Origin of the sequence: Desertibacillus haloalkaliphilus, assembly GCF_019039105.1 — a bacterium.
In the GTDB taxonomy this organism is placed as follows: Bacteria; Bacillota; Bacilli; order Bacillales; family KJ1-10-99; genus Desertibacillus; species Desertibacillus haloalkaliphilus.
Genome location: NZ_JAHPIV010000002.1, coordinates 178,377 through 204,420, shown reverse-complemented (window position 1 = coordinate 204,420; position 26,044 = coordinate 178,377). Strand labels below are relative to the sequence as shown.

Genomic DNA, 26,044 nt, shown 5'->3' with positions numbered 1-26,044 from the left:
CAGTCTCATTATTGCTCTAATTGTTTCTTTTGCTTAAATGTTGTTAAAAATAATTCTAATGCTAGCGTTTTATCCATCTTTCCACTTTTTATTTTATAATCGGCATCAGCCAAGTCGCTTAAAATTCTCATCAAGGTCGCATCATCAAACCTTCGTGCTTGTCCAGCAGCTAATTTTACTGCATACGGATGTAATTTTAATTGACCAGCCATTTGTTTTTGCGAGTACCCTCTTCTTGTTAACTCTTTAACTTGATAAATAATCCGGAACTGCCGAACAAGTAAAGCCAACAATTTTATCGGATCTTCATTTTGTTTTAACAAATCATAAAAGATCCGTAAGCCTTGATCGATCCGTTCATGAACGACATGGTCTACTAAAGCAAAGACATCTTGTTCAAATGTACGCGCTACAAGACGATCAACCGTCTCCTTTGTAATCGTACCTTCTTTTCCAACATACAAAGCAAGCTTTTCCATTTCCATTGATATTAACATCAGCTTTCCACCTAATAATTGCATAAGGTGCTCTTTCGCATCTTCTGCGATAACGACTTCTGATTGCTTCGCACGCTCTTCAAGCCAGCGCTTCATCATCGCCTCATCAAAATCAACAGCATGTAACACTTCACCTTGTTTTTTAAGCGTTTTAACGATTTTCTTTCGTTCATCTAATTTTTCATATGGTGCAATAATAATAAAGACAGTTTCCGCTACTGGGTTTGTTATGTATTCTTCCAAGCGCTTTAAGTCATGTTCGATCTTTTCCTTTTCTTTATTGGCTGTTAAAAAATAAGCTTCTTTAACGAGGACAATCCTTCTATTCCCCATAAAAGGTAACGTTTGTGCATCCTCAACAGCTACGTCCACGGCTGTTTCTTTCATTTCAAAAACCGATAAGTTAAAGTCATGCTCATCAGGTGTTAGAACTTTGCCAATGATGGTTTGTACGATATCCTCGATTAAAAAAGTCTCTGTACCGTAAAATAAATAAAGTGGTCCAATTTGGTTATTATTGACCTTTCTTTTTATGTCAAGATATGACATGCAACGACACTCCCTAATCATTTACTTCCTTCATCCTAGCCTGTTCAATCGTTCTTTACAAGTGTGTGTTCAAAAAGGGAGGACAAAAAGAATCGACAACATCCTTTACAAGTGAAAAAGGGGATTAGCTATCTAGTAGCTAACCCCCCATTTATGATAAACGTCTCAGAAAGGGCCTAGGAACCCCTTTCGGAGACGATGATCATTTCTTTCTTTGTCACTTGTTATGATATCCTATGCACATCTAAACTATAGGTGACAACTCTTTACAGCCCAATCGGGAAAAACTACCGTGAATGTGAAATTAGCCACCATCATAGCTCTATGCGTACTGTTCATTTTTTGACATTTGTATGGACACTACTGTTTTTTATCGTCAATTTTTTTAACAATATAGATTTTTTAAGGTTGTTCGCTTATACTAAAGAGTGATTAGGAGGGATACCAGATGAACAAATTTGAAAAAGAAGTACAATGCAATCGTAATGATGCAATTGATTCTGGTGTAGGCTTTATCGCTTCATTTGGCTTTTTTACAGTAGTTTTTGTTATTGCTACATTATTTGATGTGTTCGTACACTAAAGCCATAAGCGCAAAGCAAAGAAAGGAGCTGTCTCAAAAGCTAAGCAACAGGACTTATGAGGCGGCTCTTTTTTCATTTCAGTCATGATGTAAGAACTACCTTACTCGCTTGTAGCTGTTTCAAAGTTTTGCTGACGTTTGCCAATCTTAAAGCGGATCGCTCCATTCTCATCAGTGCGATAAATCGCGATTCCTCGCTCTTCAAAATTTTCAATCAAATCTGAATGCGGATGACCATATCGATTATTTTTCCCTGCTGAAATTAACGCTACTTTAGGTTTAATATGATCGAGAAAAGCGTCTGTCGAAGATGTATGACTTCCATGGTGCCCCGCTTTTAAGACATCGACAGGAAGGTTCTCATATGTATGAATTAACCGTTCTTCTCCCGATTTTTCTAGATCCCCAGTGAATAACCATCGCACTCCATCGATCACAGCATAAAGAACAATCGAACGATCATTAAGGCTTTGTTCGTTTCCAACTGGTGAAACGATCGCAAACATATCATTTGCCACCCGCCACCGTTTCCCTTCCGAAACAAACAACACATCGGCATCCGCTTGATGAAGACTATTCAACAAATGTTGTTCAAAGTCTCCAGCCACTTCGCCTTTCGGGTAATACACCTTATCGATAATCACTTGATCAATTAACGCTTCAATACCACCAATATGATCATAGTGCCCGTGCGTTAAGATTAACCGATCGATCTTTCGTATTCCCTTTGCTTTGAGATAAGGTAAAAGGATATCATGACCAACGTCAAACGAACGGTTCCGAGCTCTCCATTCTTCCTCCTCTCTAATAGAAACTTGTCCACCTCCATCAATGAGATATACTTCCTTACGATATGGCAAGTCAATCAACATACTATCACCTTGACCTACATCAATCATCGTGATCTCTCCTTGATTTAGAAAGTAAGGGAGATTCCATTGCACAACAGCTGCCGCCAACAACCCACATACCGGTACTATATACCGCTTCCAAGATCGGTGTTGTTCCCAACAGATAAATCCATATATTAAGAGTAAATAGGCAATCACAAGCCCGAGATCAGAAATTTTCCCAAATAAAAGCGTGCCAACATTTTGTTCGGTTAGTAAGAGCAACCACTCATGTGCAAAACGTACAATATAGTCTAGAACTAGTACGAAAAATTCACCGACCAGCGGCATCAACAGGTGGGTAAGTAATGTGATAAACGCAAAAGGAAGTATAAATAGAGATATAAACGGAATGTAAATCAAATTAAGAGGTAAACTCCAAAGTGAAAATTCGTAGAAATGATAAAGAATAAGTGGAAGTGAAACAAGCTGAGAAATACATGTGACCGCTAGTAGCTGCCCAAAGTAACTAGAGTACTTTCCTCGGATCGTTTCAGCGGATAGGAGTAAAGAATAACTAACGAGAAAAGATAGTTGAAACCCCAGTTGAAACAAATAATAAGGGTTAAACAATAAAAGCAAAATACAAACAAGGCTAATTCCGTCAAGGGGATGTATTGACTTCTTAAACCTAATGATGATTAAAACCGTCATAGCCATTAAAGACGCCCGTATAACTGATGGGGCTGCTCCAGCGATAATCATATATAGAGGTAACATGAGAAGTAACACATCCATCGCCCGTTCCCTTATCACCCCTATTCTCAACAACAAATAGAAAACACAAGCAGTAACTAAACCGACATGTAAGCCTGAAACCGCCAATAAATGAATGATGCCTAATGATTGATAAGCGTTCAGTACATCAGCATCCATCAATTGCCTCTCCCCATACACTAAAGAAGTAACAATCCCGGCTAATTGTTCAGGAAAATGATTGTCAATATAAGATAAGCCATGCTGGCGAAACTGTTGAATATAGTCATAAGGAGTGAAATCGTGTTGAACACACTGCGCAAGATCAATCGTAGTTGGAGTGACGATCCAGTGGATCCTCTGATAATATAAGTAGTCCTTGTAGTCAAATGCATGGAAATTTGAAGCAATAGAAGGAGAATCGAAGACAACAGAAAAAGAACAAGTCATTCCATAGCTGAGTTGGCTTAATTGTTGTTGTTCTTTTTCAGATTTAAAGTAGTAAAACACTTGCAATAACTCACCAGCAGAAGAGGTAAAACGGAAAGAGAGACGGTCTCCATCAATTTCTGGAATAGACGTTAGCTTACCAATGATTTTCGTTGGCTGAAAATTCGTATACACAGACGTGTTGTTACGCTCTAGACCATCCACCGTGAAGTAGAGAAGGATGAAGAACAAAAAAGAGGTAAGTAAAAGTTGTGTACGTAACCCACGACGAAGTACAACAAAGCATAGCAACGAGAAAGCTAGTACAGCAAACCAAATATTGAAGATGCCATTTAATCGAGAAACAATTCCGAGCATAGCTGCAAAAACCGCAATAATCCAACGACCCTCCACCTCATCCCCCCTATTAACCAACATCACCGTTTATTAACTTGACGTATATAAACGATTGGCTTGATCATGAAGAGATCTAATTTCCTCTTCAGGTAGCCCAGCCTCAGAAAGCTTCTGTAACAACGAAGCTGTAAATGCAAGCTTCTCACTGTTTTTCCTATCTAAAATCATTTCCTCCAATTCCACTTGCTCAACTCTTACCCCCGCACTAGCAAATAACTCTTCTGCGTAGGGATGATTCTTATAATCAGAAGCATAATAGACAGCTTTAATACCGCTTTGGATAATTACTTTACAACAGTTCACGCATGGAAAGTGCGTGACATAAATTTCTGCCCCTTCTGTAGGTACACCAAATTTTGCACATTGCAAAATCGCGTTCATCTCCGCATGAATGGTACGAATACAATGACCATCCACGACATAACAGCCATCATCTACACAATGGACATCACCAGAAATAGAACCGTTGTAACCTCCTGCAATGATTCGCTTATCACGCACAATAGTAGCCCCAACCATCAATCGAGTACATGTACTTCTTAACGCTAATAGGTGGCTTTGTGCCATAAAATATTGATCCCAAGAAATTCGTTTCAAGCTGTTTTCCTCCTATGTCTGTTCCTAGTTTCTATTAGTTTAGCGAATCACAAGAAGTTTCGTCAACGTTTGTCATTTTCTTCAACCACCCGGTTTATTGATGAAACCGAGCGGTTGTTTCCGTCTTATTTTTGACTTGCTTTTAATGCAAGATCTAACTCATCAATAAGATCGTTTACATTTTCAATCCCAATAGATAAACGGATTAATTCTGGATGAACTCCAGCAGAACGTTGCTCTTCTTCTGTTAATTGTTGGTGTGTTGTGCTTGCCGGGTGGATAACAAGAGACTTAGCATCTCCGACATTCGCAACATGTGAAAATAGGTCTAATGAGTTAATAAATCGTTTACCCTCTTCAACGCCACCTTTAATACCAAACGTTAAAATGGCTCCTTTACCATTTGGCAAGTACTTAGTGGCCAATTTATATGAGGAATGATGAGACAGGCCTGCATAACTTACCCATTCTACTATCTCATGATTATCTAAAAACTCAGCCACTTTTTGCGCATTCTCGCTATGACGCTCCATGCGTAAATGTAGCGTCTCTAAACCTTGTAATAATAAAAATGAGTTGAATGGCGCAATAGCTGGACCTAAATCTCTCATTAATTGCACTCTTGCCTTCGTGATATAAGCTAAATTCCCTACAGCCTCAGTGTAGACGAGACCATGATAACTTGGGTCCGGTTCTGTTAATCCAGGAAATTTCCCATTTGTCCAATCAAAATTTCCGCTATCAACGATGACCCCACCAATTGATGTCCCATGACCACCAATGAATTTCGTCGCTGAATGGATGACAATATCCGCTCCATGCTCAATCGGCCGACAGAGCGCAGGTGTTGTAAACGTTGCATCAACCATTAAGGGTATATCGTGCTTATGAGCAACAGCGGAAACTTGTTCTATATCGAGCACATCTCCATTCGGGTTGCCAATGACTTCAGCAAATAGTAGCTTCGTTCGTGGTGTAATTGCTTTTTCAAAAGCTGAAGGGTCTGTTCCATCGACAAGATGAACATTAATTCCAATTTTTTTGAATGTGTGAACGAATAAATTATAGGTCCCCCCGTATAAAGCGCTTGAAGCAACAACTTCATCCCCAGCTTCGCAAATGTTTAATATCGCTAAATGGGTAGCTGCACTTCCACTAGAAGTCGCCAACGCTCCGACTCCGCCCTCTAATTCTGCGATCCGTTTTTCGAATACATCCTGCGTGGGGTTCATGATCCGTGTATAGATGTTGCCTGGCTCTGATAAAGAGAATAAATTTGCTGCGTGATCTGAATCTTTAAATCCGTATGACGTAGTTTGATAAATCGGTACTGCACGCGCTCCTGTCGTAGGGTCTACAACTTGTCCCCCATGAACAGCCATTGTTTCTAATGACCAATTTTTCCCACTCATGTGTTTCCCCTCCTTGATCACTCCTCTAGCTTGAGAAATGTCATGTCAATATCATTCGTCTTTCGTATACAGGCTAAAAGACAATAGTTCTGTCTACCATGCCACTCTAGTCATTAAAAATGAAGCATTTAAACCTTAAAAACGATAGATAGTCATACTATTTGAGGCTGATTATAGACTTCTTCGCAAACGGTGTCAATATATTGTCACTGTTCTGTCAATTAAAAACAATCTGTTCTTTCATTTGTTCTAGAGATTTCTCACCAATGCCTGAAACTTGTAACAGCTCATCAGCTGTGGTGAATGATCCATTCTCCTCACGGAACGATAGAATGGCTGCCGCTTTTGCAGGCCCCACCCCTGGAAGGCGCTCAAGCTCTTCCGTCGTCGCACTGTTAATTCTAACTTTGTTCCCCTCATCTGATGCTTCGGCTACCGCAGTAACGACTTCTACCTGTTCGCTATCTTCTCCAATTTCTGGTACATAAATGACCATCTCATCTTGCAACTTGGCTGCCAAGTTAATTTTCGCTTCATTTGCCTCAGTTAACAGTCCTCCCGCTTGTTCAATGACATCGAACACACGCTGTCCACTGTGCATTTCGTACACTCCTGGAGAAGAAACCGCTCCTTTAATATCGATAACAATGCTTACCTCCTCTACCACTTCTTCCTCATCAGTTTCTACTGTATCTTCCTCAAATAACCAATCCAAATCTTCATTAAATTCTTCATCTTTATTGCCAAACCCACCAAAGAAGCTTACACTAACTACGAGCAGTAAAATGATGATTATGACTAGCATTATTTGTTCACGTTTTGTTATCTTCACTGATATCACCCACAATTTTAAGATTTTTAAAAAGGAGATTCATCTATGAGTGTACATTTAGAAATAGGTAAACAAGTTAATAAACAACTACAAGCAAAAGATCGGTTCCTTGAGTTAGATAGGAAAAGGGAGGAAGCAATAGAAGTAACCTTAGAACAAGCGAAACGTACAAATGAATTTTCAACGAAAGAAATTAATGAGTACACAGAAGAAATTAATCAACTATCAAAACAATTTTCATTCATTCCGTCGCGCAAAAAAGTAACTAAAGCGATGGTGCTTGAATACTTACAAAAACAAAACTAAGGATTGCGCATAATCCCTTTCCTCCTCACATACCCATGGTAATGACCAACATCATGGTAACCTAACCTTGTATACGAGAAAGGTCATTAGACATGTAGCGGTTATCAACAGAGAAGAGGAGGGGATGCAAGTTGCGCATCGGCGTAATCGGAACAGGAAGTATGGGGAAAATATTGATTGACTCTTTCATCGAATCAAACGCAATTAACCCATCCCAGCTAACAATTACAAACCGAACGCTACAAAAAGCAGACGAGGTGAAATCAAAATATCCAGGAATCACCGTGGCTAATTCACCAGAAAAGGTGATTGATCAAGCAGAAATCATTTTCATTTGTGTAAAACCTTTACAATTCGAATCGTTGTTAATGCCTATCAGGCACCACCTATCTGCCAATCAAATTCTAATTTCCATCACTAGTCCGATATCTGTCACTGAACTAGAAACGATTGTGGATTGCAAAGTCGCTCGTGCGATCCCAAGTATTACAAACCGAGCGCTTGCCGGGTCTGTGTTGCTCAGCTTTGGAGACCGCTGCAATTCTAATGATCGCCTTAAGATAAAAACATTACTAGAACATATTGCAACACCACTTGAAATCGAAGAAAATATAACTCGCGTATCATCTGATATTGTTAGTTGTGGTCCTGCATTTTTCAGCTATCTATTGCAAGGATTTATAGACGCTGCTGTTCGTCAAACAGATATTACAAAAGAACAAGCGACGGCATTGACTACAGAGATGATGATTGGATTAGGAAACTTATTAGAAAAAGGGGTGTTTACACTTCCGGCACTGCAAGAAAGAGTATGTGTGCCAGGTGGAATAACTGGTGAAGGTATCAAGGTGTTAGAGGAAGAATTAGGTGAGATGTTTGATCACCTATTTGAAAAAACACATGCAAAGTATTATGAAGACAGAAGTAAGATTAGTAAGCAATTTAAATCGTAAGAACGTAGACTTTAGGAGAGTGACTAATCGTCCATTCCTCCTAAAGTCTTTTTAATCATACGATTCATTCGTTACTCTTTAATTACTTTTGACAATCATTTATAAATTCCTGCTATTTTTTTGCAGCAAAAAATAACCGCTCAGTCGTACTCGACACGAATTCATCGTTAAAATCACCTGTGACTTTAACCACAGTAAAGCCTGTCGATTCTAACCAATGACGGTATACACTTTCAGCGTATGTGCGTTGGACATGCAATTCATCGAAGCGCTCATAACGACCGGAGTCGTCCTCCACAAAAAAAGACAATTCATGCTCGACACTATTTGGATAATCACCTTGAAATGATTTCCAAATATATGAAATATGCTCATCATGGTCAGCAAATGTCGCTCCAATAAATCGTTCGTTTACTTTAAACAGAGAATGCACGTCAAATAGTAACAATCCTCCATCATTTAAGTGGTCATAAAACGAAGCAAACGTTTGTTGTACATCCTCTTCTGTGTGTAAGTAATTCAATGAGTCGCAAAAAGCAACGATCATATCAAAAGGACCGATGCCTTCTAGGTTTTTCATGTCTTGTTGATAAAAAGGGACAGAGAGGCCGGCTTCTCCGACCTTTTCTTGGGCAACCGTTAGCATATCTTCCGATAAATCAACTCCTGTTACATCATAGCCTTGTTTGGCAAGTAAAGTGGTCACTGCCCCCGTCCCACAGCCAACGTCAAGCACTCGTTTGCCACTATTTCCGTACGCCGAATCGACCTTATACGTGTAGCGAAGCCACTCATCATATGGTGCTTCGCTCATTAATTGATCATAGAGATAAGCAAATGCCTGATAACTCATGAGTGTTTCTCCTTTGCATACGTCCAACCTTCTTCTTGATAAACTTTATTTTCCTTCATTAGTTTACCGAGCGCTCGCTTAAATGCAGCCTTACTGATCCCAAAGCGCTTTTTGATGTCTTCAGATGGACTCTTATCCCAATACGGCATCGCCCCACCACGTTGTTGTAAATAATTATAAATCTCAACTGAATCGCTTATACGACTCTCAAGTTGATGTGGCTTAAGAGTCACATTGACTCGACCATCTTCACGAACAAAGATGACCCTTACTGTTAATGCTTGTCCTAGCCTTAGCTGTTCAGTCATTTCTTTGTTATGCAAAAACGCTAAATATCCTTCATCCGTAAACAGAAAGGCACCATTATCCAACATATGATAGACATGCCCCATCAGTTCGCTGTTCACCAATGTTTTATCCGCCTGTTTTGCCTGTGTTTCAATTGGTGCACCTTTCACTAGCTTGGCCATTACACGGCCTTTCTTATCATACGTCATTGACACTGGCAGGCGGTCTCCTGGCCTCGGCCACCGTTTGCGATCTTCAGGCAATTCATCAATGGATAAGAACAAATCTCTAGAAATCCCATTATAAAGAAATAAGCCATGCCCTTGTTTCACATTTACGACTTCTAGCCAAGCAATGCCATCGTCTGTTAACAGGGGTTTCTCCATCGTTGCTGCTAACCTTTGTTGATGGTCATGGTAAAGAAAAACATCAACCTTGTCATCAACTTCTAACTCTTTCGTCGCTTCTTTACGATGAAGCAATACATCCTCAGTACCATCAGTAAGAAAATAACCAAACGATGATATTCTTGCAACTGTTAAGGTTTTCATCACACCTGGTTTTAATGTCATTAGCTGTATTCCCCTTCTAACTCAATAGCAGGCGCATCTCCCCATAGTTTTTCTAAATTATAATACGGACGCTCATCTTTATGGAAAACATGAACAACAATGTCATCAAGGTCGATGAGCACCCACCGTGCGTCATCAAATCCTTCTAACCGTTTCACATCGTAATGGTGTTCTTGTGCTGTTTTTTTGACCTCATGAGCAATGGCTTGCACTTGTTTTTCAGAATTACCGTGACAAATAATAAAATAATCAGCAATGGCAGAAATCCCCTGCATATTCAATCCAATGATATTTTCTGCTCGTTTATCGTCAATTGCCTTAACAACTAAATTTAACATTTGATTTTCTTTCATTTAGCCTAAGACCTTCCTTCCTTTTTTAAATCTCTAACCATTTGGTTGTATGTCGCTAATGTATCGGGAAAAACCGGTTGCTTCTTTTTCATTAAAAAGTTGATCGTATTGATTAGCGATTGAATAATCGCCTCATCTAGACTGTTTTGTGCTAGTTCACGAACTTGATCGACACCTTTAAATGAGCGCCCCGGTTCAATATAATCCGCTAAATAAATAATCTTTTCAAGCAACGACATATTTGGACGGCCAGTCGTGTGGTAACAAATAGCTTGTAAGACCTCTTCATCTTTAATACCGACTTCTCCCTTAACTAAATGTGCACCAACCGGCGCATGAAGTAGTTCATCACCATACTGTAAATAATCCTGACGCAGATGTTCCTTCAATATAATCGATTTCATTTCATCCTTAGGGCGAAATTTAGCATAATCATGAAAAATGGCAGCAAGCTCAGCCTGAGCTACATTAGCTCCATATTTTTCAGCAAGTTGTATCGCTGTTTCCATGACACCTATAGTATGCTCATATCTATGTTCAGTTAAGTGTTCTTTAACCGTCTCTAGAGCTACACTTCTTTCCATATAAATCCCTCTCCTTCACATAAGCTCTCACAACGTCCGGTAACATGTACCTTGTATTACGCTCTGTGGCCGTTCTCTTTCTAATCTCACTTGAAGAGATCTCTAGTTGCGGAGCACCAATTTCAATGATCTTCTCTTGGTAGGGCGAATGTGATGGATATCCGGGTCTTTTCAACCCAATAAATGTAACTAATTCCAATAATTCTTCAATTCCGTGCCATTTTGGTAAATAATCAATCATGTCGCCGCCAATAATAAAATGAAAGTGATAGGTTGGGTACATGTTCGTAAGCTGTTTCATCGTATCAACGGTGTAAGAAGGTCCTTCACGCTCAAGTTCAATTTTCGTTATATGAAACGAGTCATGATCACTAATTGCCAAGCGGACCATTTCGACCCGGTCTTCATTCGATGATAAGTCAGCTCTTTTTTTATGTGGCGGAATATGACTTGGCATAAACCAAACCTCATCGAGCTGACAGGCTACTCTTGCTTCCTCAGCAATTATTAAATGACCGTAATGCGGCGGATCAAACGTCCCCCCTAATATTCCTACTCTACACATAGACCGATCATGCTCCTATTATTCATTCGCTAAGCGAAAATTATGGTAATTCAATCGTTTTATTTTCCGTAGATTCTTTATACAAAACAAATATACTTCCAATAACCTGGACGAGCTCTGCATTCGTACGCTCACTTACTTCTTCTGCAACCTCTTTGCGATCTAGGTCACAGTTTTGTAAAATGGATATTTTTATAAGTTCACGCGCTTCTAATGCCTCATTGATCTGTGTGACCATATTCTCATTCACCCCACCTTTTCCAACTTGAAAAATCGGGTTCAAGTGGTGTGCTTTTGATCGTAAAAATCGCTTCTGTTTACCTGTTAATGCCATATTATTTTCCTCCTAGATGTTTGATCACGACTTCTTCCATTCTTTTTAGGTCCGGTCTTATTCCTGTCCATTTCTCAAAGGCTAGTGCCCCTTGGCCAACGAACATACCGATCCCATTATGGATTGTCGCTCCTTTTTCTTCTGCGATGTGAAGCCATTTTGTTTTGAAAGGATTATAAATAAGATCACTAACAATTGCACTTTCTTTAAGATGTTCTAATGACAACGGGATATCATCAATATTCGGACTCATCCCTACAGATGTCGTATTAATGATCACATCATAACCGGCGATATTCTCAGCAGCTTGTGCTAGAGACACAATATCTATCGCTGTCTTTCGACGACATTCATCTGCCAACAACTCTGCTTTTCCCTTCGTGCGATTTGTGATTGTTAACGTCTTTGTTTCGTGTTGTGATAATACAGTCACGATTGCCCGAGCTGCTCCACCAGCACCAACCACAAGAACATGCTTATCAGACAAATCATTGGCAATTGTTAATAATGACTGTAAGTACCCTCTACCATCCGTATTATAGCCAATAAAAGTACCATTTTCATTCACTACCGTATTCACAGCACCAATGATCTTTGCTTCTTCATCAACGGCATCAAGGTATTTCATCACTTCAACCTTATGTGGTATCGTCACATTAAATCCAGACACACCTAAGGCTTTCAACCCAACAACTGCTTGTTTTAGTTGCGACGGCTCCACATCAAAGGCTTGATAGTGATACGGTAATTGCTGATCTTTAAATGCATCATTATGCATAAGTGGAGATAGTGAATGTGCCACTGGATGACCTAATAACCCATATAGTTTCCCCATAGCTTCTCTCATCCTTTAACTCAACTATTTTTACACTAATGATTCTCGAATCGATACCCCAACACCTTTCGGCGCATAGGCACTGATTTTCACATTTTTATTTTTGATGGTAACCCAACCTAATCCCGAAAAAACAATATCACAAGGCTCGTCTTTTATTTGAAAGTCATGCTTTTCAAGTGGTGGTAATTTCTCAACACTTTCTTTCCCTGGGGGCGTTAAAAGTTGCGCGACATGATTTTCATATAGTTCATCTGCTTTCTCTAGTTTTGTGCGATGAATATGAATGTCGTTGGAAACATACGCCACAAAGGATGTATGCTCACCGGCAACAAAATCTAGACGTGCTAACCCACCAAAAAACAAGGTTTGTTGTTCATTGAGTTGAAACACTTTCGGTTTTACTTCTTTTTTAGGTGTCACAACTTTTAATTCTTTTTTATCTATATAATGCGCAATCTGATGATGATTAATGATACCAGGTGTATCATAAAGAGCCTTCCCATCATCAAGTGGGATATCAATCATATCAAGTGTCGTTCCTGGAAAATGTGACGTCGTGATCAGCTGTTCCTCATCACCACCAAACTCACGAATCATTCGATTAATAAATGTTGACTTTCCGACATTTGTACAACCAACAATATAGACATCTTTATTTCCACGCAAACGGTCAATGACACTCGCTGCTTCGAGGATGCCCTCTCCCTTCTCTGCGCTAATTAACTGGACGTCGATTGGCTTTAATCCAAGCTCTTTCGCTGATTTTTTCATCCAATTAATTAAGCGATTTCGATTTAAGGATTTGGGTAACAAATCGACTTTGTTACCAATTAATAACACATCGTTTCTACCGACAAAGCGGTGAAGACCTGGTAACCAACTTCCATTAAAGTCAAAGATATCAACAATTTTTACAATCAGTGCATCCGTGTGGCCGAGTTGATTTAATATTTTTAAGAAGTCATCATCTGTGAGTGACACATCTTGAACTTCATTATAATGCTTTAAGCGGAAACAACGTTGGCAAATAACAACATCTCGTTCCATTGCAGAAGCTGGTGCATAGCCTAATTTCGCTTTATCCTCGGACTGAACTTTAACACCACAACCTGCACAAATGATCTCTCTTTGTTCCACGTTTAATCCTCCCACTCTATCATTCCTTTTTTCTTCATTTTAGAAAGTACAATTCGCTCCATCTTACGGTTAAAACGAGTGAAAAAACCATCCGTACGTGCGACTGGGACGACAAGGATCGTATGAATTCTTGAACGATTGCCACCAAATACATCCGTAAAAATTTGATCGCCGATGACAACGACCTCCTCACGGTTCAGTCGCATTTGACGAACGGCTTGACGGAATGCCTTTCCCATCGGCTTTTGAGCACGACTAATAAAGGAAATTCCTAATGGTTCAGAAAATTGCTTAACTCTCATTTCATTATTATTAGAAACAATCGTAATGTTAATGCCTTTCGCTTTTACTTTCTCAAGCCAATCAATCAACTCAGGTGTCGCATTCGGTCGATCCCATTCAACTAACGTGTTATCAAGATCCGTAATCACACCCTTTATCCCCTTACTAACAAGCTCATCAATGTCTATCTCATAAATACTTTTCACATATTCATCTGGGAAAAAGTAACGAAACACCACAACCCACCTCTCTAAAAACCATCACGCTTTCTCTACTTCTACTTAAATATAAGGTACTGCGCCTTTTCAAACCTTTGTAGAACTACAAACAGAAAGTATATCCTTTTCTTGATTATTTTTCAATTGAAACTCGCTTTATTATCTTTCATTAGGATCATTCCAAAAACTTTTCGACAAAACTCGGTCGCAATCTACAGTTGTGGATAACTTTATTCACGTTATTATCCCTTAACTTACATACAATTCCATCAATTGTAAACAACATACTAACAAGTTATCCACCTCGATGTGTGGATAAATCGAACGGTTGTTCCGTTTTACAATTCATGGTAGACTTTTGATAACAAAAGAGGTTTAACATACTAGTTTATGTGGCAAGTTATATTATATTCCATTTTCTATTAGAAATATGAGTCAGACATACATGAAGCAAAGCAACTCTTATCCACTTGATAATTGTAATCATAAAGGAGGTGAACTGCCAAACGGCAGAATAAAATGAAAAAATTATCAGATGACCTTCTCATTGAAACGTATTATAAAGCAATTGAATTACAATTAAGCGAAGACTTTATACAGTTAATTAAGTTAGAAATCAAACGTCGTTCGTTAGCAGACAAGCTTAAGCTGTCTTCTTAATGAGATCATTGATCACGGGGAGCTAGACTTCGTATTGATAGCACACACAGAAAAAGCAATCACCTTACCATTGGTGATTGCTTTTTTTGACAACAATGAACGAACTAAATAACCATTTGCCAAGATCCTACTTTATTAGAGGTGTCTTGCAATTACTCTACATAATGAACCCGTTCATTAATACGGATATATTCCCTAGGTAAAAATGGGCCTACTGGGCGGTAATCATCCTCTTGTACACCCAAAATCCCAAAATCGTTTTGTTCGGCTTCATTATAACGAAGCATTTCAATATTTCGTTCATTTATATTATGTAACCACCAGGCACTTGCAAATAACACGAAAAAAATTGAAAGACTAACGAATCCCTTTTTCATTAACATTACTCTCACCTCATCTTCTTGACTGCACAACGTTGCTTTTGTATAGGATGAGATAAAAAGACGTAAAATATACATACCACTGCACAGATTTTACATTTTTAGTAAAAGAGTTCAAAAAACTTGCAAGCGATACACCTAATGAAAAAATTTTTTTTTGTGTTTTTTTTACGGTTTCCTACATATTTAATAAACTTTTTGAAAACGCTGTGCTTAAGGTGCGCAAAGGATGCAAGCAATAAAAATCTAGGATATAATTTGTCTTAGCCTCGAACATGATCGGTTTTTTTATGAACCAAGACCTGCTTCAATTACAAATTATATAAGGGGGTAACAAAACTTGACGTCACTACATTGGGCTATTTTAGCACCATTTCTATTAGCCATCTTGATACCATTCTTTTATAAATATGTTCGTCAAATACATACTGGATGGTTTGTTCTTGTTTTACCACTATCATTGTTCGTATTCTTTTTACAATTTCTACCCATTACCTCTAATGGTGGGGTCATTCATGAAACCGTTCCTTGGGTACCGTCATTAGGTATTAATTTTACGGTTTACCTTGACGGATTAAGCCTACTATTTGCATTACTCATCTCGGGAATTGGTTCATTAGTTGTTTTGTATTCGATTTATTATCTATCGAAAAAAACCGAGTCATTAAATAACTTCTATGTTTATTTATTGATGTTTATGGGAGCTATGTTTGGGGTTGTTATCTCTGATAACCTAATTGTACTTTATGTGTTTTGGGAATTAACGAGCTTAGCTTCATCCTTATTGATCAGTTACTGGTTCCACCGTGAAAAATCAACCTATGGGGCACAGAAATCAATGCTGATTACAGTATTTGGTGGTTTTTCTATGCTTGGTGGTTTTTCACTTTTATATGTGATGACAGGAACGTTCAGTATACGTGAAATTATTGAAGTCGCAGATGTGATTGTAACGAGCCCACTATTCTTGCCAGCAATGATCCTTGTTTTGCTAGGGGCTTTTACAAAGTCTGCTCAATTTCCATTTCATATTTGGTTACCAGATGCGATGGAAGCACCAACACCTGTTAGTGCCTACTTACACTCAGCAACAATGGTTAAAGCGGGGATTTATCTCGTCGCACGCTTAACCCCTGTATTCGGTGGTGTCGCTGAATGGTTCTGGTTAGTTGCTGGATTCGGTATCGTCACGTTATGTTGGGGTTCAATATCTGCAGTTAGACAAAAGGATTTAAAATCAATCTTAGCCTTTTCTACGATCAGCCAACTTGGTTTAATCATGTGTTTGTTAGGGCTAGGGTCTGCGTCGTTATACTATGGTTATGGTACAGATACAACGATGTATACGACTGCTACACTAGCAGCGATCTTTCATTTAATTAACCACGCAACATTTAAAGGTAGTCTGTTCATGACCGTTGGGATCATCGATCATGAAACAGGTACACGTGATATCCGTAAACTGGGCGGTTTAATGAGTATAATGCCGATCACGTTTACCATTTCATTAATTGGTGTTGCATCAATGGCCGGTTTGCCACCATTTAACGGCTTTTTAAGTAAGGAGATGTTCTTTACTGGTGTCTTAAATGCAGCCACACTAGATATTTTTAATATGGAAACATGGGGTCTGCTTTTCCCTGTACTCGCATGGATTGCTAGTGTGTTTACGTTCCTCTACTGTATGATCATGTTCTTTCAAACATTTACAGGGGAATTCAAAGAGGAAAACTACGATCGCCATGTACATGAGGCACCGATTGGAATGCTTATTAGTCCAATCATCTTAGGATCTCTAGTAATTATTTTTGGGTTTTTCCCAAATTTACTTTCATATACGTTGATTGAACCTGCAATGGCTGCCATTCTACCAGGTTTATTAGCACCAAATGAAACGTTCTATGTCAACATTTATATGTGGCATGGGTTTAATACGGAGCTATTTATGACTATTGGTGTCATTGTGGTAGGTACATTATTCTTCTTATCAATGAAGAAGTGGGCAAAAACAGCGATATATTTACGTGAACGTGATCCGTTAAATTATGTGTATGACCATTCACTTGTATGGCTAGTGAAAGGTTCTACAAAAGTGACTCACATCCAAATGACTGGGTTATTACGTGATTATTTCGCGTACATGATCACATTTTTAGTGCTGATGGTTGGGTATACGCTATATCGATACAATGCCTTTACGATCGATACAGTCAATGTTGCGGAAATTTCACCATATATGTGGATTTTAACGTTTGTATTTATTGCAGCAACATTAAGTATTCCATTCATCAACCATCGAATTACAGCCATTATCGTCGTTGGGATTATCGGGTTCTTACTCGCTCTATTCTTCGTCGTATTTAGAGCACCAGACCTAGCCCTAACACAATTGCTGATTGAAACCGTTATGGTTGTTCTATTGTTACTAGCGTTTTATCATTTACCGGAGCTTAGAAAAGAGAAGTTCACACCGCGCTTTAAAATGACAAACGCCGTCATTTCTGTCGCTGTCGGTGTAGTGGTCACATTAACAGCACTAAGTGCTTATGCATTGAGTCACACGAATAACATGAATCCAATTTCAGACTTCTTCGTTGAAAACTCATACGACCTTGCTGGTGGTAAAAACATGGTAAACGTCATCCTTGTTGACTTCCGTGGACTTGATACACTACTTGAAGTATTAGTACTTGGGATTGCAGCATTAGGTGTTGTAACTTTAATTAAATTACGAATGACTGGGAGGGAAGATGTGTGAAGACAAATAATGTAATGCTCCATACGATTACGAGAATTGTTACGTTTATCATTCTTCTCTTCTCGATTTACTTGTTCTTTGCCGGGCATAACAACCCCGGCGGAGGATTTATTGGGGGACTAATGACAGCTTCTGCCTTGTTGTTAATGTATTTAACTTTTGATATGACCACGATTAAAAAGGCGCTGCCGTTTAACTTTACACATATCATTGCATCGGGGCTTTTAATTGCTATTTTAACTGGTGTAACAAGTATGCTATTGGGTTATCCATTTTTACACCAGTTTGACGATTATTTTAACCTTCCCCTATTTGGTGAGGTCCATTTAGCAACGGCATTACCATTTGACTTAGGTATCTATTTAGTCGTGGTTGGAATCGCGTTATTAATTATCTTAACGATCGGGGAGGATGATAAGTAATGGAAATTTTAATGTCCATCACTGTAGGGGTCCTCTTTATGGTTGGAACTTACTTGATACTCACAAAAAGCCTATTACGGCTTGTACTAGGACTCATGTTATTATCACATGGTGCCCATCTCTTACTACTCACCATGGCAGGATTAAAACAAGGTTCTCCCCCTTTACTTGGGGAAGAGGCGGCATATTATGCTGATCCACTCCCTCAGGCGTTAATACTCACCGCGATTGTTATTAGCTTTGGGGTAACGGCGTTTTTACTTGTCATAGCTTATCGTACGTATAAAGAACATAAAACAGATGATCTAGATAAATTAAGGGGAAGTGCTGATGAATAATTTAGTCATTCTACCAATACTCATACCATTTATAGTTGGAGTGTTATTGATTTTCTTTGCTAAACAGCATGGAATCCAACGGTTTATTAGTGGTTTGACATCTTTATTCCTCCTCGGTATTTCGATCTATTTAGCCATTTACGTTTACCAAGAAGGAATTCAAACCGTAGCCCTTGGAAGCTGGCAAGCACCATTTGGGATTGTACTCGTCGCAGATATGTTTGCGACGATGATGGTCATCCTCTCAAGCATCGTCGGCGTTGTTTGTTTATTCTTCGCCTTCCAAACGATATCTAGTGAAAGAGAAAAGTTTTACTTTTACCCGTTTTACTTTTTCTTAATTACTGGTGTTAATGGTGCCTTTTTAACTGGTGACCTTTTCAACTTGTTTGTATTTTTTGAAGTGATGTTAATTGCTTCGTATGTCTTAATCGTCATGGGCGGTACAAAATATCAGCTCCGTGAATCATTAAAATACGTCGCAATCAATATCTTCGCATCAATCTTATTTATCGTCGGTGTTGCTTACTTATATGCAGCAACTGGCACATTGAACTTTGCTGACCTTGCCGTAAGAGTTGCAGAACTTGAACAACAAGGAGTCATTAATGCGATCGCAATTCTATTTTTGCTAGTCTTTGGAATGAAGGGGGCATTGTTCCCGCTTTACTTCTGGTTACCACGTTCCTACTATGGTCCGCCAGCAGCAATCGCCGCTTTATTCGGGGGACTACTTACAAAAGTAGGTATTTACGCGATTATGCGAACATTTACATTAATCTTTACACATGATCCAGGGTTTACACATAATATTATCTTGGCACTTGCGGGCTTAACAATGTTCTTTGGCGTCCTTGGTGCCGTATCGCAATTTGATTTCAAACGAATTCTTTCCTACCACATCATTAGTCAGGTTGGTTATATGGTGATGGGGCTTGGAATTTATACACAACTAGCGATAGCAGGGGCGATCTATTATATCGCTCACCATATTATTGTTAAAGCGGCACTATTCCTATTTGCTGGAGCAACCCAAAAGATCACAGGAACGACGGATCTCAAACAAATGGGTGGATTATTAAAAACCCATCCATGGCTTGCTTGGATGTTCTTCATCTCAGCGATGTCATTAGCCGGGATTCCACCGTTAAGTGGGTTCTTTAGTAAATTTGCTTTAATTCTATCTGGCTTTGAAGAAGGACGATACATTATTGTTACGGTAGCTTTACTTGTTGGTTTATTAACACTCTTCTCAATGATGAAAATCTTTATCTATGCATTCTGGGGAGAACAAAAACATTCAGAAACACAAGCAAAGCAGAAAATTGGATCGTTGTTAGTGCCAATCATACCACTTGTCGCATTAACGATTGTACTAGGGTTTGCTGCAGAACCAATTTTCCAATATTCACTACAAGTAGCTGACCAGATTCTCGATCCTTCGATTTATATTAATTCTGTACTTAAGGAGTAGTTGCTATGGCTTTTCAAATTTTATTAAGTATTGTACTAGCCTTTATCTGGATGATCCTTCAAAATAGCTACACTGCCCTAGATTTTATCGTCGGTTATTTTATTGGAATCCTGATACTCTTTGTCTTAAGAAGGTTTTTACGCTTTGACTTCTATTTTATGCGTGTCATAGCATCCGTTAAGTTACTTTTTCTATTTATCAAAGAGTTGATTTTGGCTAATATTGATGTTATTAAAATCGTCTTAAGTCCGAAAATGAATATTGAACCAGGAATCGTTGCTGTTCCGACAAAATTAAAAAGCGAGTGGGAATTAACGTTATTAGGCTGTTTAATCTCGCTAACACCAGGTACTCTAACAATGGATTTCTCAGACGATAATAAATATCTATATGTTCATGCGATCCACGTTCCTGATCGCGATAAAATGATTAAACAAATTCAAAATACGTTTGAAAAAGCAATTTTGGAGGTGACACACTCTAATGCTAAATAACATCTTAATGATCGTATTAGTAGTGATGTCAATTTCCTTGCTTGTCTGCTTCATTCGAGCGATAATTGGACCAACAATGTCTGATCGTGTTATCGCACTTGATACATTTGGGATCAATTTGATTGGCTTTATCGGCATCCTGATGATTCTTCAAGAAACAACAGCATATTCTGAAGTCATCCTTGTCATCAGTATCATTGCTTTTATCGGTTCAATCGCATTAGCGAAATTCTTAGAGAGGGGTGCTGTCTTTGATCGCGATTCTAATTAGTATCTTGGCTATTCTGGGGGGATTTTTAAGCCTTCTAGGTTCCATTGGTCTTATCCGCTTCCCAGATGTTTATGGACGACTCCATGCTGCTACAAAGAGCGCTACTCTTGGAGTTATTAGCATCATGCTGGCTACCTTTCTCTACTTTTTATTTGCGGAACAATTATTTATGGGGAAAATCCTACTAACGATCTTATTTGTTTTCTTAACCGCACCAGTCGTTGGTCTTACCGTTTCACGCTCAGCTTACCGTATCGGTGTCCCGTTATGGGAACAAAGTACAATTGACGAGTTAGGAAAGAAAATGAATAAGTCGAAAAAAAAGAAGAAAGAAAAAACAGCTGTTGAATAATCAACAGCTGTTTTTTTATAGTATTTGCTCCTTGTCAGCTTCCTTTACTGCTTCTGCTAGTAAATCAACAATATGTACAGCTCTAGCCGTATCAGTTAACCCTTCTCTTTCAATTCCCGCTCGCATTTGCAATAAACATCCCGGATTTGCTGTAACAATGGTTTGGGCGTTTGTTGCTTGAGCGTGCTTCATTTTATGATCTAATATTTGCATCGACATCTCAGGCTGAATAATGTTATACGCACCTGTAGAACCACAACAACGGTCTGCCTCATTCATTTCATTAAAGGTTACACCTTCTATATTCTTTAGCAATTGACGCGGTTCAATGGATGTCCCCATTACATTACGTAAGTGACAAGAATCTTGATACGTTACCGTCTGGTTAGGTAACTTCATCTTTGGCAAACCAACTTCAGCTAAGTCCACGGTAATGTCTTTAACTTTTCGTGCGAAAACTTTTGCTCGTTCGTGCCACTTTGGTTCATCAGCTAACAAATGTTCATACTCAGTTAACAACGCCCCACAACCACCTGCATTTGAAATGATATAATCAACCTCTGCTTGTTCAAAAGCGAGCAAATTCTTCTTCGCTAATTCTTTTGCTGCTGCCTTTTCACCACTATGTGCATGAAGAGCTCCGCAGCAATTTTGTTGATCAGGAATAATGATTTTGTAGTGTATTACTATGAATGTGCAGTTGTTGTGCGGTTTGTTTAATCGATAATTGTTCGTCAAAGTACGTCTGTAATGTAACAAGGAGATCTTCTTCATGAAGCAATTCTCCAATGACCTTCTCAATAATCGTTTCCCTTGTTTTATCAGAAAGTTCAGCAAGGGCGACCTCCAATGTAAGGTCTTCATAGAACGCCATCGTTGCTGCTTTTGTCGCAACCTTTAATGCTTGTTTTGCTTCACGATATGACCGTCCAATATCGATCGCTTCATATATTTCTCCCACTCCAATTAAGGTTTGGCAGTCAAGCTTCTTTGTTAAACGCTCCTGTACGGCCGATAAACCCGTTTTTAAATACTCGACATCGGTCGTTCCTTTGATCGCTTTTAGCAAAACCATTTGTCCATACCCCCAGCGAGCAATAATGTCTTCTGATTCATTTGTAAATGTATCTCGCAGTAACTCAAGCAATTCACGCTCAACCATGTGAAAGTCACTTAGTTCCCAGTCCTTCACCTGTAATAGTACACAACACCTAGGTATATCGATCTTGATCACTTCCCGCGATAATCATCCCGTTACGATTAACCACGATAACTTCTTCATCAATTACTTTTGTCACTTCATTCACAACCCGTTGTGCGAGGATGGGAGGTAATCTCATCGCTTTCCCCTTTCTAAAAAATAAATAGATTTATTTGAATATGTTAATACATGAAAATCATATACATATGATAATAGAAAATACGTAGTACGATAGCGACAGAAGCATTGCGTGTCTTATCTTTCCTCGGTGATCCCTATACTGTTTCCAACTCTTATATCACTAGGTACGGTAAGTGAGTCTCCAAAACGAAAGAAATCGCCTTCAAATAACAAGATCACCGTAGATCCAAATGAGAAATAAGCCATTTCTTCACCTTTTTCTAATTGTTCGGTTGAATATGTTGTGTGAATACTATTCACATTTAGGGCTCCTACTTTGACGACAGCTACATGCTTTCCACCCGATTTGATTTCAGTAATTAACCGATAGTTTTTAGATAGTGGTCTCTTTCCATAAATTAAGCCCATATCATTTACAGGATACGACTTCTTACCTAATAGCCACTGATCGACAACAGAACCAGTAACAGGACTATGGATTCGATGATAGTGACTTGGGCTTAAGTAAAAGATCGCATACGAACCATTTTTGTATCTATTACACTTTTGTTCACTACCAAGTAATTCACGTAACGAATACTTTTGCCCTTTAACGTAAAAGCTTTGATCGCCTGTGAGCGTTCCTGTAAACGCAATAACACCATCTACCGGGCTCACCACGTGGCCTTTGCGTAGATCGATCTCTCTTACATCAGGCTTCAGTTTTCTTACAAATAGTTCTTGAAGACTTTTATATTCGTGCAACGGCTTTTCCATCTCATCCGTGTTGATGTTATAGGTGCGAACAAATGACCGATTTACAAATCTACTTAATCTCGATGATGTAAACGCTTTTAACAAAAATGAAGTAAACCGATTAGACGTTAATTCAATACACCATTGATATAAGACTTTTTTCACCATGTAATCCTCCTATCTATAAGATCTTAAAAACAAGGTTATTAGCTTTACAGTAGCACACAACAAAGATCTATGGTATTATTATCTTTTAATAAGACACATTAGAAACTATACTCACTCGGTTTATGTTGTAAAACCTTAAAATAAGGAGTGATGCCAATGTTCTTATTACAACACTTGGATCATACGATTAAAAAAATTAAAAGTCAGACTGCAAATTTATTAACGATTATTAACTTAAGTTTAGGTAGCTTTGCACTTGTCTTTATTATACAAGGTGAACTTCGAACAAGCCTTTTACTGATCACGTTAGCAGCCTTTTTTGATCGCCTTGACGGTATGGTCGCACGTAAACTAAATATTACCTCTGATTTAGGCAAGCAACTAGATTCTCTCTGTGACATTATATCCTTTGGAGTTGCTCCATCTTTACTCTTATATCAGGCAGTTTTGTCTGAATTTGGATTTGCAGGAGCATTTTTTACCATCATTTTTATTGCATGTGGTGCCATTCGGTTAGCCCGTTTTAATGTGAGTGAATCTCCAGGTTTCTTCATCGGCTTACCAATTACCGCAGCAGGCTGTTTATTAACAGTGAGTTTCCTATTCGTATCACTCCTCCCCTCTTATGTCTTTATGTTTTTTATCCTCATTTTATCTCTATTGATGATTAGCACTTTAAAAGTTAGAAAAGTATGATAACTCATTAAATAAGAAAAGCCTAGCATGCAAATGCCAGGTTTTTTTATGATGACTCGGTATATATTCAGCAAAAAACCGGCAAATTCGAGGAAATTCTCTCTTTAGTCTTGACACTTCAAGGCTTTCAAGAGTAAATTTGTTATGCAAGTTTAATTTTAATGGTATGAAAGGGAGTTTTTTCATGAACAAGACAGAACTAATTAATGCAGTAGCCGAACAAGCTGAACTTTCTAAAAAAGATGCTACAAAAGCAGTAGACGCAATGTTTGACAGCATTACAGAAACACTAATAGCAGGAGATAAAGTCCAACTTGTAGGCTTTGGTAGCTTCGAAGTACGTGAACGCTCTGCACGCAAAGGGCGTAATCCACAAACAGGTGAAGAAATTGAAATTCCTGCATCGAAAAACCCAGCATTTAAGCCTGGTAAACAATTAAAAGACGCAGTGAATGAATAATATATAACAATAAAAAAAGCAGTGCTCCCGATGGTATGGTCCACTGCTTTTTATCTATTTCATGTCATGTTTGTTATTAAAAAAACCGCCCCAACAAATGCCCATCCCAAATTGAGGCGGTCAAATGCAGGTAAAACTGGGATGTTGTTTTTATTATCACACAAAAATCGTTTTTCATCACTATTAAATAATTGGAAATGAACTGTAACTCTTTCCATAGCTTACGTAGTTGGCTTTTACTGCTACAATTGTCCGTAAATTATGTTTTCTTCCCACTTCTGCGATAGAACTCATGGAACAACTTCATTAATGCTCGCTTTTCAATTCTGGAAACATAGCTACGCGAAATTTGGAGTTCTTTAGCAATTTCACGCTGCGTTTTTTCCTTTTTCATATCCAATCCAAAACGAGCAATGACAACCTCTTTTTCTCGTTCATCGAGGACACCAATGTATTCATAAATTTGTTTTTTCTCCATATTTAATTGGATTGTCTCCGCAATATCATCTGTATCTTCTTGAAGAACATCAATCAATGTTATCTCATTTACACTCACAGGTTATCTGTTGTTTAAAAGTGGCTATTTAACGCTGATTTTACCATGTTTATATAATTTTGAGAAACAATGCCACCGCTATCACTCCAGGTATAAGAAGATCACTTGGTTTCATCGGTTTTCGAACCCTTCTCTTTAATAAGTGATCCTTCCCTCTTACTGGAACCCACTCAACAATTTCATCATTAGAATGAGAATTTAATTCCTCCACTATTTTTGAATCGGATTCGTCGGTTTGTTGTCTCTTTTCGAGAAGTTCGATCAATCGATTCAACTGGTCCCTCTCGTTTAGGTTTAGCATTGACGTCTCTCCCTCCCTTCCCCTTTTCTTTGCACTGCTCCATCCATAATTCATGATCTAAAGGCTCCCAAATAGGAGAGGGAAGAGGGACGTCACTTTTTTTATAGCCATCAATCAATTTATAAAATTCATTTGAGTGTGCAGCTGCAAACAAGGCAGCTCGGATTATTTGATTTCGATCCAATGTTGTAGCATGGAATAGTTTATTTACATAGTCACGAAAAACGTCATGGTACCTTACAGTCGGTCTATATACCATTACTGTGACGTCACCGCCTTTTGTCCGTAAATCATCGCTATTAGAATCTCTCTACCTTCTGACGTCAAGTAGACGTCCTTACTCTCCAGTAGATATATAGCCATTTCCTTTGTCATGAAGCATTCCTCCTTGTTGTTATGACGTCTGATCGACGTCTTTAATAAATAATATGGGGTAGAGCTTGTCCATTATG

The 26,044-nt window shown here is 38.6% G+C and carries 32 protein-coding genes and 2 pseudogenes; 13 read left to right on the top strand and 21 right to left on the bottom strand.

Annotated elements, in window-relative coordinates:
- Positions 1 to 8: 8 nt before the first annotated feature.
- Entirely contained in the window at positions 9 to 1,046 is a 1,038-nt protein-coding gene (gene holA, locus KH400_RS03300; protein WP_217221767.1) for a DNA polymerase III subunit delta, read from the bottom strand.
- A gap of 448 nt (positions 1,047 to 1,494) precedes the next feature.
- On the opposite strand from holA, the gene KH400_RS03295 reads away from it, so the two are divergent.
- On the top strand, positions 1,495 to 1,629 hold the full coding sequence (locus tag KH400_RS03295; protein WP_217221766.1) for a YqzM family protein: 135 nt from the start codon (positions 1,495 to 1,497) through the stop codon (positions 1,627 to 1,629).
- A 101-nt stretch (positions 1,630 to 1,730) separates the two neighbouring features.
- On the opposite strand, the gene KH400_RS03290 is transcribed toward KH400_RS03295, so the two are convergent.
- The 4 genes from KH400_RS03290 to KH400_RS03275 form a co-directional block, all read right to left on the bottom strand.
- Positions 1,731 to 4,058: a DNA internalization-related competence protein ComEC/Rec2 gene (locus KH400_RS03290; RefSeq protein ID WP_217221765.1), complete on the bottom strand. Its 2,328-nt coding sequence runs from the start codon at positions 4,056 to 4,058 to the stop codon at positions 1,731 to 1,733.
- Between the two features lie 33 nt (positions 4,059 to 4,091).
- Complete coding sequence (locus tag KH400_RS03285) at positions 4,092 to 4,658, bottom strand: ComE operon protein 2 (RefSeq protein WP_217221764.1); 567 nt, start codon at positions 4,656 to 4,658, stop codon at positions 4,092 to 4,094.
- A 125-nt stretch (positions 4,659 to 4,783) separates the two neighbouring features.
- A complete protein-coding gene (locus tag KH400_RS03280) occupies positions 4,784 to 6,070 on the bottom strand; it encodes a homocysteine synthase (protein ID WP_217221763.1) in 1,287 nt (428 codons plus the stop codon).
- A 217-nt stretch (positions 6,071 to 6,287) separates the two neighbouring features.
- Complete coding sequence (locus tag KH400_RS03275) at positions 6,288 to 6,902, bottom strand: helix-hairpin-helix domain-containing protein (RefSeq protein ID WP_312889012.1); 615 nt, start codon at positions 6,900 to 6,902, stop codon at positions 6,288 to 6,290.
- Between the two features lie 45 nt (positions 6,903 to 6,947).
- On the opposite strand from KH400_RS03275, the gene KH400_RS03270 reads away from it, so the two are divergent.
- The gene (locus tag KH400_RS03270; protein ID WP_217221762.1) at positions 6,948 to 7,208 is read left to right on the top strand and encodes a DUF2533 family protein; all 261 of its coding nucleotides are present in this window, start codon (positions 6,948 to 6,950) and stop codon (positions 7,206 to 7,208) included.
- 131 nt (positions 7,209 to 7,339) lie between these two features.
- Positions 7,340 to 8,161, top strand: a complete 822-nt coding sequence (gene comER / locus KH400_RS03265; RefSeq protein ID WP_217221761.1) for a late competence protein ComER — start codon at positions 7,340 to 7,342, stop codon at positions 8,159 to 8,161.
- Positions 8,162 to 8,273: 112 nt separating this feature from the next.
- On the opposite strand, the gene KH400_RS03260 is transcribed toward comER, so the two are convergent.
- From KH400_RS03260 to KH400_RS03220, 9 genes are read right to left on the bottom strand one after another with little or no spacing between them, the layout of a single operon-like run.
- Entirely contained in the window at positions 8,274 to 9,014 is a 741-nt protein-coding gene (locus tag KH400_RS03260; RefSeq protein WP_217221760.1) for a class I SAM-dependent DNA methyltransferase, read from the bottom strand.
- Positions 9,011 to 9,874 (bottom strand): CvfB family protein, encoded by an 864-nt coding sequence (locus tag KH400_RS03255; RefSeq protein ID WP_217221759.1) that lies wholly within the window; start codon positions 9,872 to 9,874, stop codon positions 9,011 to 9,013. The genes KH400_RS03260 and KH400_RS03255 overlap by 4 nt, the downstream gene beginning before the upstream one ends.
- Positions 9,874 to 10,227, bottom strand: a complete 354-nt coding sequence (rsfS, locus tag KH400_RS03250) for a ribosome silencing factor (protein ID WP_217221758.1) — start codon at positions 10,225 to 10,227, stop codon at positions 9,874 to 9,876. The genes KH400_RS03255 and rsfS overlap by 1 nt, the downstream gene beginning before the upstream one ends.
- A gap of 5 nt (positions 10,228 to 10,232) precedes the next feature.
- A complete protein-coding gene (gene yqeK / locus KH400_RS03245) occupies positions 10,233 to 10,811 on the bottom strand; it encodes a bis(5'-nucleosyl)-tetraphosphatase (symmetrical) YqeK (protein ID WP_217221757.1) in 579 nt (192 codons plus the stop codon).
- Complete coding sequence (locus tag KH400_RS03240) at positions 10,780 to 11,376, bottom strand: nicotinate-nucleotide adenylyltransferase (RefSeq protein WP_217221756.1); 597 nt, start codon at positions 11,374 to 11,376, stop codon at positions 10,780 to 10,782. The genes yqeK and KH400_RS03240 overlap by 32 nt, the downstream gene beginning before the upstream one ends.
- Before the next feature lie 40 nt (positions 11,377 to 11,416).
- The gene (gene yhbY, locus KH400_RS03235; RefSeq protein ID WP_217221755.1) at positions 11,417 to 11,710 is read right to left on the bottom strand and encodes a ribosome assembly RNA-binding protein YhbY; all 294 of its coding nucleotides are present in this window, start codon (positions 11,708 to 11,710) and stop codon (positions 11,417 to 11,419) included.
- A gap of 1 nt (position 11,711) precedes the next feature.
- Complete coding sequence (gene aroE / locus KH400_RS03230) at positions 11,712 to 12,545, bottom strand: shikimate dehydrogenase (RefSeq protein ID WP_217221754.1); 834 nt, start codon at positions 12,543 to 12,545, stop codon at positions 11,712 to 11,714.
- 30 nt (positions 12,546 to 12,575) lie between these two features.
- Entirely contained in the window at positions 12,576 to 13,685 is a 1,110-nt protein-coding gene (gene yqeH, locus KH400_RS03225; protein ID WP_217221753.1) for a ribosome biogenesis GTPase YqeH, read from the bottom strand.
- Positions 13,686 to 13,687: 2 nt separating this feature from the next.
- Positions 13,688 to 14,203, bottom strand: coding sequence for a YqeG family HAD IIIA-type phosphatase (locus tag KH400_RS03220; RefSeq protein WP_217221752.1), 516 nt, complete (start codon positions 14,201 to 14,203; stop codon positions 13,688 to 13,690).
- 501 nt (positions 14,204 to 14,704) lie between these two features.
- Here KH400_RS03220 and KH400_RS03215 point away from each other — a divergent pair.
- Positions 14,705 to 14,845, top strand: a complete 141-nt coding sequence (locus tag KH400_RS03215; RefSeq protein ID WP_217221751.1) for a sporulation histidine kinase inhibitor Sda — start codon at positions 14,705 to 14,707, stop codon at positions 14,843 to 14,845.
- A gap of 152 nt (positions 14,846 to 14,997) precedes the next feature.
- Here the strand turns inward: KH400_RS03215 and KH400_RS03210 are convergent, their stop codons facing one another.
- The gene (locus KH400_RS03210; RefSeq protein ID WP_217221750.1) at positions 14,998 to 15,228 is read right to left on the bottom strand and encodes a hypothetical protein; all 231 of its coding nucleotides are present in this window, start codon (positions 15,226 to 15,228) and stop codon (positions 14,998 to 15,000) included.
- Positions 15,229 to 15,565: 337 nt separating this feature from the next.
- Here KH400_RS03210 and KH400_RS03205 point away from each other — a divergent pair, with 337 nt between their 5' ends.
- Genes KH400_RS03205 through mnhG form a run of 7 tightly spaced genes read left to right on the top strand, consistent with a single transcriptional unit; the run spans position 15,566 to position 21,334 of the window.
- Positions 15,566 to 17,983, top strand: a complete 2,418-nt coding sequence (locus tag KH400_RS03205; RefSeq protein WP_217221749.1) for a Na+/H+ antiporter subunit A — start codon at positions 15,566 to 15,568, stop codon at positions 17,981 to 17,983.
- Complete coding sequence (locus KH400_RS03200; RefSeq protein ID WP_312889009.1) at positions 17,980 to 18,405, top strand: Na(+)/H(+) antiporter subunit B; 426 nt, start codon at positions 17,980 to 17,982, stop codon at positions 18,403 to 18,405. Before KH400_RS03205 ends, KH400_RS03200 begins: the two co-directional genes overlap by 4 nt.
- Positions 18,405 to 18,743, top strand: coding sequence for a Na(+)/H(+) antiporter subunit C (locus KH400_RS03195; protein ID WP_217221748.1), 339 nt, complete (start codon positions 18,405 to 18,407; stop codon positions 18,741 to 18,743). The genes KH400_RS03200 and KH400_RS03195 overlap by 1 nt, the downstream gene beginning before the upstream one ends.
- On the top strand, positions 18,736 to 20,217 hold the full coding sequence (locus KH400_RS03190; RefSeq protein ID WP_217221747.1) for a Na+/H+ antiporter subunit D: 1,482 nt from the start codon (positions 18,736 to 18,738) through the stop codon (positions 20,215 to 20,217). The genes KH400_RS03195 and KH400_RS03190 overlap by 8 nt, the downstream gene beginning before the upstream one ends.
- A 5-nt stretch (positions 20,218 to 20,222) precedes the next feature.
- Positions 20,223 to 20,711 (top strand): Na+/H+ antiporter subunit E, encoded by a 489-nt coding sequence (locus tag KH400_RS03185; RefSeq protein WP_217221746.1) that lies wholly within the window; start codon positions 20,223 to 20,225, stop codon positions 20,709 to 20,711.
- On the top strand, positions 20,701 to 20,982 hold the full coding sequence (locus tag KH400_RS03180) for a Na(+)/H(+) antiporter subunit F1 (RefSeq protein ID WP_217221745.1): 282 nt from the start codon (positions 20,701 to 20,703) through the stop codon (positions 20,980 to 20,982). Before KH400_RS03185 ends, KH400_RS03180 begins: the two co-directional genes overlap by 11 nt.
- Complete coding sequence (mnhG, locus tag KH400_RS03175; RefSeq protein ID WP_217222106.1) at positions 20,957 to 21,334, top strand: monovalent cation/H(+) antiporter subunit G; 378 nt, start codon at positions 20,957 to 20,959, stop codon at positions 21,332 to 21,334. Before KH400_RS03180 ends, mnhG begins: the two co-directional genes overlap by 26 nt.
- A 15-nt stretch (positions 21,335 to 21,349) precedes the next feature.
- Here mnhG and KH400_RS03170 read toward each other — a convergent pair.
- The 4 genes and pseudogenes from KH400_RS03170 to KH400_RS03160 all read right to left on the bottom strand — a co-directional run.
- Positions 21,350 to 22,009, bottom strand: a pseudogene (locus KH400_RS03170) ((Fe-S)-binding protein); the annotation flags it as partial.
- The gene (locus KH400_RS26365) at positions 21,993 to 22,526 is read right to left on the bottom strand and encodes a PucR family transcriptional regulator (RefSeq protein WP_312889008.1); all 534 of its coding nucleotides are present in this window, start codon (positions 22,524 to 22,526) and stop codon (positions 21,993 to 21,995) included. The pseudogene KH400_RS03170 and the gene KH400_RS26365, both read right to left, overlap by 17 nt.
- 19 nt (positions 22,527 to 22,545) lie before the next feature.
- Positions 22,546 to 22,674 carry a sugar diacid recognition domain-containing protein gene (locus tag KH400_RS03165; RefSeq protein ID WP_217221743.1) on the bottom strand — a complete coding sequence of 43 codons (129 nt, stop codon included), beginning with the start codon at positions 22,672 to 22,674 and terminating at the stop codon, positions 22,546 to 22,548.
- Positions 22,675 to 22,790: 116 nt separating this feature from the next.
- Positions 22,791 to 23,576, bottom strand: a complete 786-nt coding sequence (locus KH400_RS03160; RefSeq protein WP_217222104.1) for a phosphatidylserine decarboxylase — start codon at positions 23,574 to 23,576, stop codon at positions 22,791 to 22,793.
- A gap of 159 nt (positions 23,577 to 23,735) precedes the next feature.
- On the opposite strand from KH400_RS03160, the gene pssA reads away from it, so the two are divergent.
- Positions 23,736 to 24,275 carry a CDP-diacylglycerol--serine O-phosphatidyltransferase gene (gene pssA / locus KH400_RS03155; protein WP_217221742.1) on the top strand — a complete coding sequence of 180 codons (540 nt, stop codon included), beginning with the start codon at positions 23,736 to 23,738 and terminating at the stop codon, positions 24,273 to 24,275.
- Between the two features lie 184 nt (positions 24,276 to 24,459).
- Complete coding sequence (gene hbs, locus KH400_RS03150) at positions 24,460 to 24,735, top strand: non-specific DNA-binding protein Hbs (RefSeq protein ID WP_217221741.1); 276 nt, start codon at positions 24,460 to 24,462, stop codon at positions 24,733 to 24,735.
- 259 nt (positions 24,736 to 24,994) lie between these two features.
- On the opposite strand, the pseudogene KH400_RS03145 reads toward hbs, so the two are convergent.
- Both KH400_RS03145 and KH400_RS03140 read right to left on the bottom strand, forming a co-directional pair.
- A pseudogene (locus KH400_RS03145) lies at positions 24,995 to 25,282 on the bottom strand (sigma-70 family RNA polymerase sigma factor); the annotation flags it as partial.
- Positions 25,283 to 25,476: 194 nt separating this feature from the next.
- A complete protein-coding gene (locus tag KH400_RS03140; protein WP_217221739.1) occupies positions 25,477 to 25,851 on the bottom strand; it encodes a hypothetical protein in 375 nt (124 codons plus the stop codon).
- Positions 25,852 to 26,044: the final 193 nt, after the last annotated feature.

Excerpts from the sequence above, each read along its gene's own strand:
- holA (WP_217221767.1), bottom strand. The coding sequence starts at position 1,046 with ATGTCATATCTTGACATAAAAAGAAAGGTCAATAATAACCAAATTGGA.
- KH400_RS03295 (WP_217221766.1), top strand. The coding sequence starts at position 1,495 with ATGAACAAATTTGAAAAAGAAGTACAATGCAATCGTAATGATGCAATT.
- KH400_RS03280 (WP_217221763.1), bottom strand. The coding sequence starts at position 6,070 with ATGAGTGGGAAAAATTGGTCATTAGAAACAATGGCTGTTCATGGGGGA.
- KH400_RS03270 (WP_217221762.1), top strand. The coding sequence starts at position 6,948 with ATGAGTGTACATTTAGAAATAGGTAAACAAGTTAATAAACAACTACAA.
- KH400_RS03260 (WP_217221760.1), bottom strand. The coding sequence starts at position 9,014 with ATGAGTTATCAGGCATTTGCTTATCTCTATGATCAATTAATGAGCGAA.
- KH400_RS03255 (WP_217221759.1), bottom strand. The coding sequence starts at position 9,874 with ATGACATTAAAACCAGGTGTGATGAAAACCTTAACAGTTGCAAGAATA.
- rsfS (WP_217221758.1), bottom strand. The coding sequence starts at position 10,227 with ATGAAAGAAAATCAAATGTTAAATTTAGTTGTTAAGGCAATTGACGAT.
- yqeK (WP_217221757.1), bottom strand. The coding sequence starts at position 10,811 with ATGGAAAGAAGTGTAGCTCTAGAGACGGTTAAAGAACACTTAACTGAA.
- KH400_RS03240 (WP_217221756.1), bottom strand. The coding sequence starts at position 11,376 with ATGTGTAGAGTAGGAATATTAGGGGGGACGTTTGATCCGCCGCATTAC.
- yhbY (WP_217221755.1), bottom strand. The coding sequence starts at position 11,710 with ATGGCATTAACAGGTAAACAGAAGCGATTTTTACGATCAAAAGCACAC.
- aroE (WP_217221754.1), bottom strand. The coding sequence starts at position 12,545 with ATGGGGAAACTATATGGGTTATTAGGTCATCCAGTGGCACATTCACTA.
- KH400_RS03215 (WP_217221751.1), top strand. The coding sequence starts at position 14,705 with ATGAAAAAATTATCAGATGACCTTCTCATTGAAACGTATTATAAAGCA.
- KH400_RS03210 (WP_217221750.1), bottom strand. The coding sequence starts at position 15,228 with ATGTTAATGAAAAAGGGATTCGTTAGTCTTTCAATTTTTTTCGTGTTA.
- KH400_RS03195 (WP_217221748.1), top strand. The coding sequence starts at position 18,405 with ATGGAAATTTTAATGTCCATCACTGTAGGGGTCCTCTTTATGGTTGGA.
- KH400_RS03190 (WP_217221747.1), top strand. The coding sequence starts at position 18,736 with ATGAATAATTTAGTCATTCTACCAATACTCATACCATTTATAGTTGGA.
- KH400_RS03185 (WP_217221746.1), top strand. The coding sequence starts at position 20,223 with ATGGCTTTTCAAATTTTATTAAGTATTGTACTAGCCTTTATCTGGATG.
- KH400_RS03180 (WP_217221745.1), top strand. The coding sequence starts at position 20,701 with ATGCTAAATAACATCTTAATGATCGTATTAGTAGTGATGTCAATTTCC.
- KH400_RS03165 (WP_217221743.1), bottom strand. The coding sequence starts at position 22,674 with ATGAGATTACCTCCCATCCTCGCACAACGGGTTGTGAATGAAGTGACA.
- pssA (WP_217221742.1), top strand. The coding sequence starts at position 23,736 with ATGTTCTTATTACAACACTTGGATCATACGATTAAAAAAATTAAAAGT.
- hbs (WP_217221741.1), top strand. The coding sequence starts at position 24,460 with ATGAACAAGACAGAACTAATTAATGCAGTAGCCGAACAAGCTGAACTT.
- KH400_RS03140 (WP_217221739.1), bottom strand. The coding sequence starts at position 25,851 with ATGGTATATAGACCGACTGTAAGGTACCATGACGTTTTTCGTGACTAT.